This window comes from Corticibacter populi (assembly GCF_004217315.1).
GTDB classification, from domain to species: Bacteria; Pseudomonadota; Gammaproteobacteria; order Burkholderiales; family Burkholderiaceae_C; genus Lampropedia; species Lampropedia populi.
In genome coordinates this window covers 697,659-713,464 of the sequence record NZ_SGWR01000002.1, presented here as the reverse complement: position 1 = coordinate 713,464, position 15,806 = coordinate 697,659, and the positions used below count along the sequence as shown (strand labels likewise).

The following is a 15,806-nucleotide window of genomic DNA, read 5'->3' as shown; positions in this document are numbered from 1 at the left end:
GTGGCAGATGAAAAAAGCCTGCAGGGGGGACCTGCAGGCTTTGTTTTTATGTTTTTGTTATGGGCCGCTCCCCGTGGGGTGGGATATGCAGGCCATGTATTGTTTTCATCGGAGGCGCAATGGAGGCATTGTCAGGCAGCAGTTGGCGCCTGCCAATGGATACCCGAGTGATGCACTTTTCTTGAGAATCATTCCTGATGATGGCCGGACCGTGTACCATGCCGCTCTATGAATGCGGCGGCAGCGCGTGAGACAACGGATATTGCAGCCGGGCCCGGAATGGAGAACACCATGAAGAATCTGAAGAACATCGGCACCGGTCTGGCGGTCGCTTTGGCGGCACTGGTACTGGCTGGCTGTGCGCAAAGAACGCTGGCCCCGACCGTGGACGAGGCGCAACTGGCAGGCGCCGTGGTGCGTGCCGAGGTGGCGCCCAGCGTGTACGAGTTGGTATACAGCGCCAGGCAGCATGCCGTGTTCGTGGCGGCACCGGATGTCACCGAGGACGCCGCCGCGCGTGGCGCTTCGCGGCTGTTGCGCCTGCATCCGGACACATTAGCCGTGCAGGCGGACATCGAGCTGCCGCACCGGGGCTTTGGCCTGGCACTGGATGATGCCAAGGGGCGCGTGTATGTGGGCCATGGCTTCGATGGCGCCGTCAGCGTCGTGGACATCGAAAGCAACCGGGTGGTGGCGACGCTGGCGCTGGTGCCGAAAATCGAGGACTCCACGGCTCGCCGGCCCTATGCGCACAGCCTGCGGCAGCTGCTGGTCGATCCGGCCCGCCAGCGCCTGTATTTGCCCGCATTGGCCAATGGCGGCCAGCCCGACAGCCTGCTGTATGTTGTGGATACGGAATCGCTGACGCTGGAGAAAACCGTGCCGGGTCTGGGTTTCGAATCCACCGGCGCGGCGCTCGATGCCGCGCACAACCGCTTGTTCGTCTCCAATCTGCAGGCCCAGCTGATCACCATCGATACGCAGGCACTGGTACCGGTGCATACCGCCGAGATCGAGGTCGACCAGCCCATCAACATCGTCTACGACGGCCAGGGCGAGCGCATTTTTGCCGTTGACCAGGGTATCGGCTTTCGTTCGGCGTGGCGCAACAAGGGCCTGGGGCGAGACATGCCACCGCGCAGCAAGGGCCACCAGGTGGTGGTGCTGGAGCCGGTATCCGGCCGCAGCCTGGCCCGTATCCGCACCGATCAGAACCCGTTGAACGTCTTGCTCGATGCCGAACGCAAACGCCTTTACGTGACGAACTTCAACGGCATTCGCGTTGCCGAAGGCAAGGGCACGCTGACGGTCTTCGACAGCGAGAGCTACGCATTGCTGCATGTCGTGGCACTGCCGCCACACCCCAACAGCATGGCTTTCGATGGCGAGAACAATGTGCTGTATGTCTCGGTGAAGAACGACGGCAATCGCACCAAGGCAGGCAAGCCAGAGAGCGTCGTTCGTATCGACCTGAACAGCTTGCCTTGATGGCAGGCCGTCTTGTGGCCAGCCTGTGATGCTTTCCTCCTCCAAGCGCTGCGGATGAGGTGCTGCGTGCCATGCGGGGCCGGCGATGTGCGCCGTGGCGATCGCTGGGCAGGCCGTGATGGGCAATGCTGTTGGCGCCGAACCTGCTGCACCCGTCGATCTGTGCAGTGAGACAGCCGCGGATCGTCTCCGCCGGTTCATGCGGGACTGTTGCTTTCCCCGCAAGATGAGGGTGTTCCCTTTCAGGGATCACCCTCAAAGGGAACACCCTTAAGACCAAAGTCGTCTGGTCGACCGCCAGGGCAATCGCTACATTGAATCGTCCGATAAAACCTGCGCCCGGAAACTGTTCGGCCCGGCCAGGGCCTGTTCCAGGGTGCCGCATGCCCGCCGACGCATACGCCGGCGGACATGCGCAGCAACAAAAGGAGACTGTTCATGAGTACCTCATCCGATGTGGTGGCCAAGGTGGTGAACCACCCGCGCTACCAGGAACTTCTCAAGCGCCGCGGGCGCATCAGCATGGCCTTCTTCGTGGTCACCTGGGTGATCTACGCCGGCTACATCCTGACGCTGGCCTACAACCCCGCGCTGATGGCGCGGCCGGTGGGCGCGATGACGATGACGGTGGGGGTGTTTGGCGCCGTTCTGGTGTGCCTGAGCGCGGTGATCCTGATTGCCGCCTATGTGTACATCTCGAACAAGGTTTTCGACCCGCTGCTCGCGGCGGTGCTGAAGGACGTGCAATGAACAAGAAGACCCTTCTCGTCCTGGGCGGCCTGCTGGCCGCCGCCGGCGCCGCGCACGCAGCCGAGCCCGGCAAGGCCAATGTGCCGGCCATCGTGATGTTCCTGGTGTTCATTGCCGGCACCATGGGCATTACCTGGTGGGCCGCACGCAAGACCAAGACCACGTCCGACTTCTACACCGGCGGGGGCGGCATCACCGGCTTCCAGAATGGCCTGGCGATTGCCGGAGATTACCTCTCGGCAGCCTCGTTCCTGGGCATTGCCGGCATGGTGTACGTCAGCGGCTTCGACGGCATGGTCTATGCCATCGGTTTCCTGTTCGGCTGGCCGGTGGTGATGTTCCTGATCGCCGAGCGGCTGCGCAACCTGGGCAAGTACAACTTCGCCGACGTGACCTCGTTCCGCCTCTCGCAGACACCGATCCGCGTGCTGGCGGCCAGCGCCTCGCTGACCATCATCGCGCTGTATCTGATTGCACAGATGGTGGGCGCGGGCAAGCTGATCGAGCTGCTGTTCGGCATCCAGTACCAGTGGGCGGTGATCATCGTCGGCAGCCTGATGATGGTCTACGTGACTTTCGGCGGCATGACGGCCACTACCTGGGTGCAGATCATCAAGGCGGTGCTGATGCTGTTTGGCGCCACGCTGATGACGATCCTGGTGCTGGCGGCCTTCAAGTTCAGCCCCGACGCGATGCTGGCCGAGGCCAGCCGCGTGCACCCCTCGGGCAATGCCATCCTGGCACCGGGCCAGTCGCTCATCAGCAATCCGCTCAATGCGCTCTCGCTGGGCTTGGGGCTGGCCTTCGGCACGGCCGGCCTGCCACACATCCTGATGCGCTTCTTCACGGTCTCGAACGCCAAGGAGGCGCGCAAGTCGGTGATCTACGCGAGCACCTTCATCGGCTATTTCTACATCCTCACCTTCATCATCGGCTTCGGCGCCATCGCGCTGCTGGTGCGGCACCCGGAGTACTACACCGCGGCCGCCGACGGCAGCTTCGACATGATCAAGGGCCTGATCGGCGGCACCAACATGGTGGCGGTGCACCTGGCCAATGCCGTGGGCGGCAGCCTGCTGCTGGGTTTTCTGGCGGCCGTGACCTTCGCCACCATCGTCGCGGTGGTGGCCGGACTGGCGCTGGCTGGCGCCGCGGCGATCTCGCACGATCTATACGCCAACGTGTTCGCCCGGGGTCGCGCCACCGAGAAAAAGCAGATGCGCATCTCCAAGATCTCCACCATCTCGCTGGGCGTCGTGGCGATCCTGCTGGGCATCATCTTCGAGAACCAGAACGTGGCCTTCATGGTGGGACTGGCCTTCGCGATCGCCGCCAGCGCGAACTTCCCGGTGCTGCTGCTGTCGATCGGCTGGCGCGGCTGCACCACGCGCGGCGCGACCATCGGCGGTTTCACGGGCCTCCTGGTGGCGACCCTGTGGGTGGTGCTGAGCAAGACCGTGTGGGTGGATGTGTTCGGCTTCGCCGCGCCCGTCACGCCGTTCCCGAATCCGGGCATTCTCTCTATCCCGCTGGCTTTTGTCGCGATATGGTTCTTCTCGGTGACCGACCGCAGCCCACGCGCCGCGCGCGAGCGGGCCGCCTTCGATGCCCTGACGGTGCGCAGCCAGACCGGCATCGGCGCTTCGGCGGCCAGCGATCACTGATTGCCATGCGTGGCCAGGCGGGCCGTCCGCCTGGCGCCCATCCATCCGTAGACCCACAATCCAAGAACAGGAGGCATGTGCCATGACCCAAGACGTATTCCCCGTTCCGGCAGGATTTGCCGGCCCCCATACCATCGACGAGCCCACCTATGAGAAGCTTTACCAGGAATCGGTGAACGATCCGCAGGCCTTCTGGGGCCGGGTGGCCAGGCGCCTGCAGTGGTTCAAGGAGCCGACCCGGATCAAGGACACCAGCTTCGACACCGCCGACTTCCGTATCCGCTGGTTCGCCGATGGCGAGCTCAACGCCAGCGTCAACTGCCTGGACCGGCACCTGGCCACGCGCGGCGACAAGACCGCCATCCTGTGGGAGCCAGACGATCCGGACGCGCCGGCGCAAAAGATCAGCTACCGCGAGCTGTATGAGCGCGTCTGCAAGCTGGCCAATGCCATGCGGCGCCTGGGGGTGCAAAAGGGCGACCGGGTCACCGTCTACCTGCCGATGGTGCCCGATGCCGCCGTGGCGCTGCTGGCCTGCGCGCGCATCGGCGCCATCCACAACGTGGTGTTCGGCGGCTTTTCGCCGACCTCGGTGGCCGACCGGGTGCGCGACAGCGGCGCCAGGCTCGTCATCACCGCCGACGAGGGTCTGCGCGCCGGCCGGCGCGTGCCGCTCAAGGGCAATGTCGACGCTGCCCTCAAGCTCGATGGCACCGGCAGTGTCGAGCAGGTCATCGTGCTGCGCCACACCGGCGGGCAGGTCGGCATGCAGGCCGGCCGCGATTTGTGGCTGCACGAGATCACCGCCGGCGAGCCCGCCGAGTGCGAACCCGAGCGCATGAATGCCGAAGACCCGCTCTTCATCCTCTATACCAGCGGCTCGACCGGCAAGCCCAAAGGCGTGGTGCACACCACCGGCGGCTACCTGGTGCACGCCAGCTACAGTCACGAGGCGGTGTTCGACCTGCGCGACGACGATATCTACTGGTGCACTGCCGATGTCGGCTGGGTCACCGGCCACAGCTACATCGTCTATGGCCCGCTCGCCAATGGCGCCACCACGCTGATCTTCGAGGGCGTGCCCAGCTACCCGGACAACTCGCGCTTCTGGCAGGTGGTGGACAAGCACCGCGTGACCATCTTCTACACCGCGCCCACGGCCATCCGCGCGCTGATGCGTGACGGCGACGAACTGGTCAAGAAAAGCTCGCGCCAGTCGCTGCGGCTGCTCGGCTCGGTGGGCGAGCCGATCAACCCCGAGGCCTGGCGCTGGTACCACGAGGTGGTCGGCAATGGCAAGCTGCCCATCGTCGATACCTGGTGGCAGACCGAGACCGGCGGCATTCTGATTGCGCCACTGCCGGGCGCCACGCCGCTCAAACCCGGCTCGGCCACCAAGCCCTTCTTCGGCGTGCAGCCGGCGCTGGTCGATGCCGAGGGCCACTTCATCGAGGGCGCGGGCGAGGGCAATCTGGTCATCACCGACTCCTGGCCCGGCCAGGCGCGCAGCGTCTACGGTGACCACCAGCGCTTCATCGACACCTATTTCAAGGCCTATCCGGGCCTGTACTTCACCGGCGATGGCTGCCGCCGCGATGCCGACGGCTACTACTGGATCACCGGCCGTGTCGATGACGTGATCAACGTCAGCGGCCACCGCATCGGCACCGCCGAACTCGAGAGCGCGCTGGTGCTGCACGAGAAGGTCGCCGAGGCCGCGGCGGTGGGTTTCAACCACGACCTCAAGGGCCAGGGCATCTACGTCTATGTCACGCTGGTGGCCGGCGAGGAGCCCAGCGACGCGCTGCGCAAGGAACTGGTGGCGCACGTGCGCAAGGAGATCGGCCCGATCGCCACGCCCGATTTCCTGCAGTGGGCTTCGGCGCTGCCGAAGACGCGCTCGGGCAAGATCATGCGCCGCATCCTGCGCAAGATCGCCGAGAACGCCCCCGATCAGCTCGGCGACACCAGCACCCTGGCCGATCCGGCGGTGGTCGAGACGCTGGTGCAGGAGCGCCTCAATACCTGAGGGCATGAGGAGGCGGTCGCCGGCCCATGAAAAAATCCGTGCAGTCGATGCACGGATTTTTTTGCATGGACGGCAGCGGCACCGCTGCCGCCGCGATCAGAACGACACGGTGGCCGACAGCTTGAAGGTGCGCGGGGCGCCAGGCATCGCGAAGCCGTCGGAGAAGGTGCCGATCCAGTAGTTCTTGTCGGTGACGTTCTCGACGCTGCCGTTGAAGCGCACCGGAATGTTGCCGAGTTTGGTCGCATAGCTGGCGTTCAGGTCCAGACGATTCCATGATGGCAGACGGATCGTGTTGGCAGAGTTCAACCACTGCTTGCCAGTGTAGATCACCCGGCCACCGACCTTCAGGCCCTGTACTGGAGTTGTCCAGTCCATGCCGATACGGGCGCGCCAATCGGGCGTACCGTAGGTGTCCAGGTTGGTGTTGCGCTGTTCAGATTCGATGTAGGTGATGCCGCCCAGCAGCGACACGTCCTTGGTCAGGTTTCCGAATGCGCTCCACTCCAGCCCGCGCAGGCGCTGCTCGCCGTCGTCCACCAGGGTGGGAAGGGGAGAGGCGTTGTTGCTGATGAACGAGGGCCGCTTGATCTGATAGGCGCTGAAGGTGTGGGTCAGTTCACCGGCCTGCACCTTCACGCCCAGTTCGAACTGCTTGGTGACTTTGGGCGCCAGGGCCTCTCCCGTGTTGGTATAGCCAGTGCCGACGACCTGACCCGGCTCCAGCCCCTCGGTGTAATTGCCGAACAGCGAGATCTGCTCGCCCCACGGACGCACCACGGCAGCGAGCATGGGCGAGAAGCGGCTTTCGCTATAGTCGGACGATCTGTTGCTGACCAGCGGCGTCTTGACGGTCTGGTGCCGGCCGCCAATGGTCAGCAGCAGCTTGTCGTCGGCAAAGCTCAGCGTGTCCGCCACGGCCAGTGAGCGGAAGTCGTTCTTGACGGTATAGCCACCCCAGGTGGGCGCGGCGGGGAAAGTCGGCGTCACCGGTTCGTACATGTTGGTGGTGTAGCAATAGGCGCAGGCCGTGTTGTAGGTGCCTTCCTTGTGCTTGAGGATGTTGGCCGACAGTTGCAGCCGGTGCTGGATGGCCCCGGTGTCGAACTTGCCGATCACGCCAGCCTCGGCCGTGCGGCGCTCGGACTTGGTGTGCACGTTGTAGATGGCGCCGCGCGTGGTGCCGTCCGCGCCGGTGACGATGGCGCGGGTGCCGAACAGCAGGCCCTTGCCCTCGGCCTCGGAGCCGCCGGCGGCAATGTAGCCTTGCCAGTCGCTGTTGAAATCCAGCTCGGCGCGGGCCAACACGCCGCTGTTGTCGTACTTGCCATGCGTGCCACGGAACATGTTGGTGTCGCCGGAGGGCGGGGACAAGAGGTAACCAACGCCGACGATCGCCGCGTTGCCCGCGAAGCTGAACATGCCGGGGCTGCCGCCATCGATCTTGTTGACGCTCTTGTAAAGATCCAGCGAGAAGCGGGCCCGGTCACCCAGGTAATCCAGACCCAGCGCGCCGACGCGGCGGCTCTGGTCTTCATCCTTGGCACCCATTTCGCCCTTGCCGTAGACGCCGTTGAAGCGGATGCCCAGGCGCTCCTCGTCACCGAAGCGCTTGCCCACGTCGGCATGGGCCTGGAAGTAGGAGTGGCTGCTGTAGCTCACCGTCAGGTCGGCAATGGTCTGGCGCGGCAATGCGCGCTTGGTCACCATGTTGACGGTGCCGGCCACGCTGGAGCCCGGCGGCATGCCCGAGAGCAGCACGTTGGGGCCGCGCAGCACCTCGACGCGCTCGAACATCTCGATCGGCACCGAGTTGGCCGGCGCGATGCCGTACAGACCGTTGGTGGCGATGTCCATCGCAGTCATGTCCAGGCCGCGCAGGTTGAAGTTCTGCAGCAGGTGGTTCTTGTTGGTGGTGAAGACGACGGCGGAGTCATTCTCCAGCACGTCCTGCAGCGTCAGCGCCGACCAATCCTCGGCCAGCTCGCGCGTGTAGGCATTGACATGCACCGGGGCATCGACGATCGATGTCGCGCCCAGGATGCCCAGCCGCGCACCCGACGCGGCCTTGAGGCCTGGCGCACGGGACGGCAGGTCTTCGCGTTCGTACTTGCTGCGGATGGTGACTTCGGGGAGAACCTGCGCATTGGCCGCGCTGGCCTGCGCAGCCTCGGGGGCCTCGGTCTGGGCCAGCGCGGCCGTGCCGACCAGCAGGGACGAAACGGCCAGCGCGATGCGGTGCATGGGCCAGGAGCGACGGGTGACAAGCATGGGAGTCCTCTATGGTGACAAGTGCGATCAAATCGACGTGGATTGTAACTGAGAGGAATTCACATTTGTTTTCCTGCATGGCGTTTGCGCCCCGATCCGCCAGCCAGGCCGGCCGGTTTGTTGCTTTCCGGCTGCGCGGCGGTGTGGCCGGGTGCTGGCCGCCGACCGCAAAACGCGGTCCGGCAGGGCTGCCAGCGGTGCGCCGGCGGCGCACGCCGCTATCATGTGCTGCCACTTCCGGTGCGATGTGTATGCCCACCCTGCTGATTGCCGACGACCACCCGCTGTTTCGCGAGGCGCTGCGCGCCACGCTGGCGCGGCTGTTGCCGGACGTGGTGGTGCATGAGGCAGAGCATGTCGAGGGCCTGTATGCGCTGGTGGAGGCATACCCGGATGCCGATTTGCTGCTGCTGGACCTGAGCATGCCCGGTGGCAGCGGCTTCGATCCGCTGGCGCGGCTGCGCACGCGCCATCCGCAGCTGCCGGTGGCGGTGGTCTCGGCCCACGAGGATGTGCAATCGATGCGCCGCGCCATGGACCACGGGGCGTTCGGCTTCATCCCGAAGTCCTCCGACGTGGCAACGCTGGCGGCGGCGCTGCAGTGCATCCTCGATGGCGAGCCGTGGTTTCCGCCAGCGGCCATGCAAGGTGCTGCCACCAGCGAGGAGGAGCAGCGCATTGCCGCGCGCATCGGCGAGCTTACGCCCCAGCAGGCCAAGGTGCTGCAGATGGTGGCGGCGGGCCGGCTCAACAAGCAGATCGCCCATGAACTGGGCATCTCGGAGGCGACCATCAAGGCCCACATGACGGCGATCCTGCGCAAGCTGGGAGCATCCAACCGCACGCAGGCGGTGGCCATCGTCAATCGGCTGGGTTTGCGTTGAGTGCGCCGGCGGACGACCGCTGCGCCGCCAGCAGGCTGCGCAGCGAGGCGGGTTTGGCAGGCTTGGTCAGGACCGCATAGCCGTGCGCCCTGGCGCGGGTCTTGAGGGCGTCGCTGCCATCGGCTGTCAGCAGCGCGCCGGCGAGCCGTGGTGCCTGGCGGCGCAGCGTATCGAGGGCTTCGATGCCGTCGCACTGTTCATGCAGATGGAAGTCCGAGAGCAGGAAGTCGGGCGCTTCGGCCATGGCCTGGCGGGCCTCGTCGAGGCTGGCGGCGCACAGCGCCTGCACCCCCCAGCGGCCCAGCAGGGTGCGCATGCCGGCGAGGATTTCCGGGTCGTTGTCCAGGCACAGCACCTTCATGCCGCGCAGGTCGGCCGGACTGGTGGCGGCCCGGGCCGTAGCGGCCGTGGCTGCCGAAGCGGGAGCCGCGCAGCGCGGCACCTCGATGGAAAACATGCTGCCGCGCCCGACCACCGAGCGCGCATCGAGCCGGTGCGTCAGCAGCCGGGCGATGCGCTGGCAGATCGACAGGCCCAGCCCCAGGCCGCGGCCATCCCAGTCGAAATGCTGCTGATAGCGGTGGAATTCCTCGTAGATGTTCTGCAGGTGCGCCTGCGGGATGCCGGGGCCGCTGTCCCAGACCTGCAACTGCACGGCGGCGCCGCGTACGCGGGCGGCCAGCACGATGCGGCCGCTTTGCGTATAGCGCAGCGCATTGGCCACGAAGTTCTGCAGCACGCGGCGCAGCAGCCGGGCATCGCTTCGCACCCAGAGCGCCCGGGCATGCAGGCGCAGCCGCAGGCCGCGCCGTTGCGCCAGCGGGGTGTACTGCGCCACCAGTTCCTGCAGCAGGGGCTGCACGTTGACGGGGGCGATGTCGGGTTGCAGCGCACCGGCATCGAGCCGCGAGATGTCGAGAATGCCGTCGAGCAGTTCCTCGGCCGCGTGCAGCGCGGTATCGACGTGCTCGGCCAGGTGCTGCATCTGCGCCGGCTGGTGCTCTTCGCGCAGTGCCGAGGCGAAGAGGCGCGCCGCGTGGATGGGCTGCAGCACGTCGTGACTGATGGCGGTGAGGTAGCGGCTGCGCGATTCGTGCGCGGCGGCCAGCTCGCGCGAACGCTCGGCCACGCGCTGCTCCAGCGTTTCGTTGATTTCGCGCAACTCGCGCTCGGCCTGCTTGAAGGCGGTGATGTCGCTGTAGCTGGTCACATAGCCGCCGTCGGGCAGCGGATGGCCGCGCAGCTCGATGAAGCGGCCGTCGGGCAGCTGCCGCACGAAGGTGTAGGCCGAGCCGGCACGCATGTAGGCGATGCGCTTGTCCACCTCGACCTGCACGTTGGCCGGCGGAGCCTTGCCCAGCAGGCCGCGCTGCAGGTTGTGGCCGATCAGCTCGGCGACCTGGCGACCCACGTAGAGCATGCCGTCGGGGTAATCGAAGAGCTGCTGATAGCGCAGGTTCCAGGCCACCAGGCGCATCTCGGCATCGACCACGCTCACGCCCGGGTCGATGTTCTCCAGCGTGGCCAGCAGGATGTTGCGGTTGAAGCGCAGCTCCTGGCCGGCCTCGTCGAGCACCGCCATCACCGCGGCCAGTTCCATGCCCGAGCCCTGCAGCGCGCGCGTCATCACCAGCCGCGCCGAGGAGGCGCCCACTGCGCCGGTCAGCAGCAGTTCGGTGAAATGCACCCAGCGGCGGTCGGCGCGCAGCTCCGGCTCCAGCCGGATGGCACGCGTTCGTGCCTGCCCGGCAAAGGCCCGTTCGGCCGTGCCGGCGCCGATGATGTGCGCGGCCACGGTTTGCAGGTCGCGCACACGGAGGTCGGCCTGGCTGAAGGTGGTGGTGCCGGCCGAGCGGGGCCGCTCCTGGCCCGGCGGGGCGAGAAAGGGCTGGGCCTGCATCTGCTCGGTCAGGCCCGGGCGCCAGCGCAGCGACACCAGCACCAGTGTCAGCACGTTCAGCAGCAGCGACCAGAAGGTGCCGTGGGTGAGCGCGTCCCAGCCGCGGCTGCCGAACAGATGGTGGGGGCGCAGCCAGTCCAGCCCGAAGGGGCCGGTGGCCAGCCAGCCGCCGGGCAGCCAGCCGGCCTCGACGAAGCTGGGCAGCAGCAGCGTGTAGCACCACACGCCAAAGCCTGCCAGCAGGCCGGCCTCGACGCCGCGGCGGCTGGCGCCGTGCCAGTACAGGCCGGCCAGCAGCGCCGGGGCGAACTGGGCCACGGCGGCAAAGGCCATCAGGCCGAAGCTGGCCAGCTCGGTGTGGCTGGCGGTGCCGCGCGAATAGCCGTAGGCGAGCGCGGCCAGCGCCATGATGGACAGGCGCCGCACCCACAGCACGGTGGGTGCCATGTTGGCCAGCGGCGGAGCGTCGCCGCCGGCGCGGCGCGGCGCGGCGGCGGTTCCGGCGGTTCCGGCAGTTCCGGCAGGGCCGGAGAGCCAGCCGCGCCGAAGCAGCAGCGGCATGACCAGGTCGTTGCTGACCATGTTCGAGAGCGCCACGCTGACGACGATGACCATGCCGGTGGCCGCCGAAAAGCCGCCGATGTAGGCGCCCAGCGCCAGCAGGTCGCGGTTCAGTGCGAGCGGCAGCGCCAGCACGAAGCTGTCGGGCGCGACGCCGCCTTCCATGCCGAAGAGTTCCACGCCGGCGGCGGCAATGGGCAGCACCATGGCGCTGACGATCACCAGGTACAGGCCGAACAGCCAGCGCGCGCGCCGGATGTCGGCGACCTCGCCGCATTCGACGATGGCGACGTGGAACTGGCGCGGCAGGCAGATGATGGCGGCAAAGGCCAGCAGCGTCTGCGCCGTGAAGCCCACCGGTGTGGTGCTGCGCAGCAACTGGCGCGAGGCCTCCACTGCCGACAGGTCGTAGCCGCCGAACCAGTGCAGTGCCAGCAGGCCGATGGCCACCAGCGCCACCAGCTTGACGAGCGATTCGAGCGCCACCGCCAGCATCAGGCCGGGCCGGTGCTCGGTGGCATCGACCTGGCGCGTGCCGAACAGGATGGCGAACAGCGCCATGATGATGGCCACGTACAGCGCCGGGTCGCCCAGGTGGCTGGTGCTGGTGTCGGCGCCGGTGAGTACGCTCAGGCTGCTGACCACGGCCCGGTACTGCAGCGCCAGATAGGGCACGGCGGCGATCAGCGCGATCACCGTCACCAGCGCCGCCAGGCGGGGCGAGCGGCCAAAGCGCGAGCCGATGAAGTCGGCGATCGAGACGGTGTTCTGGCTCTTGGCGACCAGCGCCAGCCGCTCGATCATGCGCCAGCCCAGCAGGAACATCAGCAGCGGCCCGAGGTAGATCGGCAGGTAGCCCAGCCCATAGCGGGCTGCGGTGCCGACGGCGCCGTAGAAGGTCCACGACGAGCAGTACACCGCCAGTGCCAGGCTGTAGACGCCGGTACGCAGCCAGCCGCGCTGCACGTAGTGCGGATGGCGGTCGCCCAGCCAGGCCACGGCAAACAGCATGGCGGCATACAGCAGCGAAACCAGAATCACCCAGCCGGGCTGCATCTGTGGCGTCTCCTTGGGTTGGGGCGGTCGTTGGTGGCAGGGGACTGTGCAGGCCCGGTCGTCCGCCGGGTATTTGCCCGCGAGTTTAGAACCTGTTCACGCTTTTTTGGGGGGACTGTTTGTCTCCGGCAGGTGGGGCATGCGCAAACGCGGGCAACCTTTATTTCTTATTTCTATTTTTAATTAATTCATAAGAACAATATCTGAATATGGAGGCGATGATGCCGGGCTTTGTCACTACCATTCCGGTGTCCTTCCAACGTGTGCAAACAGCGTCAGCCAACAAGGGGGAAGAAGGCTGGCCGGAGCGGCTGGGCCTGCGGGTCCGTCTCCGGCGGGCGCCTCCCGATTTTCAAGGAGAAAACGCCATGTCCCGTTCCCGCCGTTCCTGGTTCGTTCAGATCGTGGCCCTGGCCGCAGCCGCCGTGCTGGGCCAGGCTGCCCATGCCCAGAAGAAGGAGGTGGTGATCGGTTACCAGGACATGATCGTGCCCTGGCGCCATGCGCAGGAGGCCAAGCTGGTGGAAGAGCGCACCGGCTACAAGGTGACCTACCGCCAGATCGGCAGCGGCGCCGAGGTGGTGCGGGCGCTGGCCTCGGGAGCCATCGACATTGGCGAGGCCGGCTCCTCGCCCTTTGCCGCCGCGTTGTCGCAGGGGGTGCCCATCGAGGTGTTCTGGATCCTCGACAACATCAACGACGCCGAGGCGCTGGTGGCGCGCAAGGATTCGGGCGTGCAGAGCATCGCCGACCTGAAGGGCAAGAAGATTGCGCTGCCGTTTGCATCGACCACGCATTTCCACCTGCTGGTGGCGCTGGAGAAGGAAGGCATCAAGCCGGGCGAGGTGCAGATCCTCAACCTCCGCCCGCCGGAGATCCTGGCGGCCTGGCAGCGCGGGGACATCGATGCCACCTTCATCTGGGATCCGGTGCTCGCGCAGGTCAAGCAGGACGGCAGCGTGCTGGTGACCTCCGGGCAGATTGCTGGCGAGACCGGCAAGGCGACCTTCGATGCGATTGCCGTGCGCAAGGACTTCGCCAAGGACCATGACGCCTTCCTGACCGAATTCGTCAAGGTGCTGGCCGAGACCGACCAGGACTATGTGAACAACAAGGCCGGCTGGTCGGCCGGCTCCGACAAGGTCCGGGCGGTGGCCAAGTGGAGTGGCGCCACCGCCGAGAGCGTGCCCGCCAGCCTGGCGCTGTATGCCTTTGTGCCGCCGGCCGAGCAGGCCAGCGCGCAGTGGCTGGGGGGCGGCAAGGAGGCGCTGGTGGCCCGGTCGCTGGCGGCGACGGCCGAGTTCCTCAAGGAGCAGGGCACCATCCAGGCGGTGTTGCCCGACTACGCGGCAGGCATCAACCCGCGCTGGGTGGAGCGGGCCGCGCAATGACGGCAGGCCACGCCAGCGTCGCGGCATCCGGTGCGCCGGCAGCCGCCGGCGGCTTTGCCGGCCTGCAGGTGCGCGACCTCTCGGTGCGCTACATCGGCAGTGGCACGCAGCCGGCCACGCTGGCACTCAGCCATGTCGATCTGGACATCGCGCAGGGCGAATTCGTCGTGGCGCTGGGGGCCTCCGGCTGCGGCAAGACCACCTTGCTCAACTGCATTGCCGGCTTCACGCCGGCTTCGGCCGGCGGCGTGTGGCTCGACGGCCACCAGGTCACGGGCCCCGGCGCCGAGCGCGGCGTGGTGTTCCAGAAGCACGCCTTGCTGCCCTGGCTGAACGTGCAGGACAACGTGGCACTGGGTTTGCGCCTGCGCGGCCTGGGCGCGGCCGAACGCCGCCGCATCGCCGCCGAGAAGCTGGCGCTGGTTGGGCTCGAAGGCTTTGCCCGCGCGCCGGTCTGGCAGCTCTCGGGCGGCATGCAGCAGCGCGTGGGCATTGCCCGTGCACTCGCCAGCGACCCGCAGGTGCTGCTGATGGACGAGCCGCTGGGCGCGCTCGACGCGTTCACGCGCGAGTCCATCCAGGAACTGGTGCTCGACCTCTGGCAGCGCACCGGCAAGACGGTCCTCTTCATCACCCACGATGTGGAGGAGGCCTTGTTCCTCGGCAGCCGACTGGTGGTCATGTCGCCGCGGCCGGGCCGCATTGCCGAGCAGCATGCCATCGGCTTCAGCCGCCAATATCTGGCCAGCCGCCAGGCCCGCTCCATCAAGGCCAGCCGTGAATTCATCGACTGGCGCGAGCGCGTGCTGGGCTGGATTGCGCCGCCTGCGGACGGCGCAGCGGCAGATCCGTCGGCACCTCCCGCCGGCGCATGGCCGCAGGCCGCCTGAAGACGCATCAGAGGCTTTGACCGCCGCAGGAATTGCCATCATGACCGTCTCTCACGAAACAGCGAGCACGCGCGCCCCGGAGGAGGGTGCCCACGGCGCGGCGCCGTTGCCTGCGGTGCCGCAGTTTCGCCTGCCGGGCGCGGGCTCGAGCCGCCCGATCAGCGTGGCCTGCATCGCCGCGCTGCTGGGACTATGGTGGCTGAGCACCGCGCGCGGCTGGGTGCCACCGCTGTTTCTGCCGGCGCCGGAAGCCATCAAGAACGCCTTTCTGAACGCCTGGAGCGGCAACATCCAGGGCGGTCAGAGCCTGCTGGTGCATTTGCAGTGGAGTGCATTGCGCGTTTTCGGCGCTTTCCTGCTGGCAGTGGTCACGGCCGTGCCCATCGGCATTGCGATGGGGGCGAGCCGCATCGCGCGCGGCATTTTCGATCCGCCCATCGAGTTCTACCGGCCGCTGCCGCCGCTGGCTTACCTGCCGCTGATCGTGATCTGGTTCGGCATCGACGAGACCTCCAAGGTCATCCTGATCTACCTGGCCTGCTTCGCGCCGATCGCGCTGGCGGCCAAGGCTGGCGTCAGGAGCGCCAGCATCGAGCAGATCAATGCCGCGCTGTCCCTGGGGGCGAGCCGCTGGCAGCTCATCACCCACGTGATCGTGCCGGCGGCGCTGCCGGACATCCTGGTGGGGCTGCGCATCGCCATCGGCTTTGGCTGGACCACGCTGGTGGCCGCCGAGATGGTGGCCGCCACCGTCGGCCTGGGGCAGATGGTGCTCAATGCCTCGAACTTCCTGCGCACCGACATCGTCGTCATGGGCATTCTGGTGATCGGCCTGGTGGCCTGGAGCTTCGATCTGCTGATGCGCTGGGTGGAGGCGAGGCTGGTGCCCTGGCGCGGAAGGTTCTAAGAGGGCGGCGGCCCG

At 66.9% G+C, this 15,806-nt stretch carries 10 protein-coding genes; 8 read left to right on the top strand and 2 right to left on the bottom strand.

What is annotated here, in order from left to right:
• The first annotated feature begins 291 nt into the window (after window positions 1–291).
• From EV687_RS09370 to acs, 4 genes are all read left to right on the top strand, one after another.
• On the top strand, window positions 292–1,488 hold the full coding sequence (locus EV687_RS09370) for a YncE family protein (protein ID WP_130466481.1): 1,197 nt from the start codon (window positions 292–294) through the stop codon (window positions 1,486–1,488).
• Window positions 1,489–1,926: 438 nt separating this feature from the next.
• Complete coding sequence (locus EV687_RS09365) at window positions 1,927–2,238, top strand: DUF485 domain-containing protein (RefSeq protein WP_122230479.1); 312 nt, start codon at window positions 1,927–1,929, stop codon at window positions 2,236–2,238.
• Window positions 2,235–3,902, top strand: coding sequence for a cation acetate symporter (locus EV687_RS09360; RefSeq protein WP_122230481.1), 1,668 nt, complete (start codon window positions 2,235–2,237; stop codon window positions 3,900–3,902). Before EV687_RS09365 ends, EV687_RS09360 begins: the two co-directional genes overlap by 4 nt.
• Before the next feature lie 82 nt (window positions 3,903–3,984).
• Complete coding sequence (gene acs, locus EV687_RS09355; RefSeq protein WP_122230483.1) at window positions 3,985–5,931, top strand: acetate--CoA ligase; 1,947 nt, start codon at window positions 3,985–3,987, stop codon at window positions 5,929–5,931.
• A gap of 96 nt (window positions 5,932–6,027) precedes the next feature.
• On the opposite strand, the gene EV687_RS09350 is transcribed toward acs, so the two are convergent.
• On the bottom strand, window positions 6,028–8,202 hold the full coding sequence (locus tag EV687_RS09350) for a TonB-dependent receptor (protein WP_162846641.1): 2,175 nt from the start codon (window positions 8,200–8,202) through the stop codon (window positions 6,028–6,030).
• Window positions 8,203–8,453: 251 nt separating this feature from the next.
• Between EV687_RS09350 and EV687_RS09345 the strand changes: the two genes are divergently transcribed.
• The gene (locus EV687_RS09345) at window positions 8,454–9,086 is read left to right on the top strand and encodes a response regulator transcription factor (protein WP_122230487.1); all 633 of its coding nucleotides are present in this window, start codon (window positions 8,454–8,456) and stop codon (window positions 9,084–9,086) included.
• On the opposite strand, the gene EV687_RS09340 is transcribed toward EV687_RS09345, so the two are convergent.
• Window positions 9,064–12,603 carry a hybrid sensor histidine kinase/response regulator gene (locus EV687_RS09340; RefSeq protein ID WP_122230489.1) on the bottom strand — a complete coding sequence of 1,180 codons (3,540 nt, stop codon included), beginning with the start codon at window positions 12,601–12,603 and terminating at the stop codon, window positions 9,064–9,066. The genes EV687_RS09345 and EV687_RS09340 overlap by 23 nt on opposite strands.
• Window positions 12,604–12,971: 368 nt before the next feature.
• Between EV687_RS09340 and tauA the strand changes: the two genes are divergently transcribed.
• The 3 genes from tauA to EV687_RS09325 are packed head-to-tail and all read left to right on the top strand — an operon-like array spanning window position 12,972 to window position 15,791.
• Complete coding sequence (tauA, locus tag EV687_RS09335) at window positions 12,972–13,994, top strand: taurine ABC transporter substrate-binding protein (RefSeq protein WP_122230491.1); 1,023 nt, start codon at window positions 12,972–12,974, stop codon at window positions 13,992–13,994.
• Window positions 13,991–14,884: a taurine ABC transporter ATP-binding protein gene (locus tag EV687_RS09330; protein WP_122230493.1), complete on the top strand. Its 894-nt coding sequence runs from the start codon at window positions 13,991–13,993 to the stop codon at window positions 14,882–14,884. Before tauA ends, EV687_RS09330 begins: the two co-directional genes overlap by 4 nt.
• A 40-nt stretch (window positions 14,885–14,924) precedes the next feature.
• On the top strand, window positions 14,925–15,791 hold the full coding sequence (locus tag EV687_RS09325) for an ABC transporter permease subunit (protein WP_122230619.1): 867 nt from the start codon (window positions 14,925–14,927) through the stop codon (window positions 15,789–15,791).
• Window positions 15,792–15,806 lie beyond the last annotated feature (15 nt).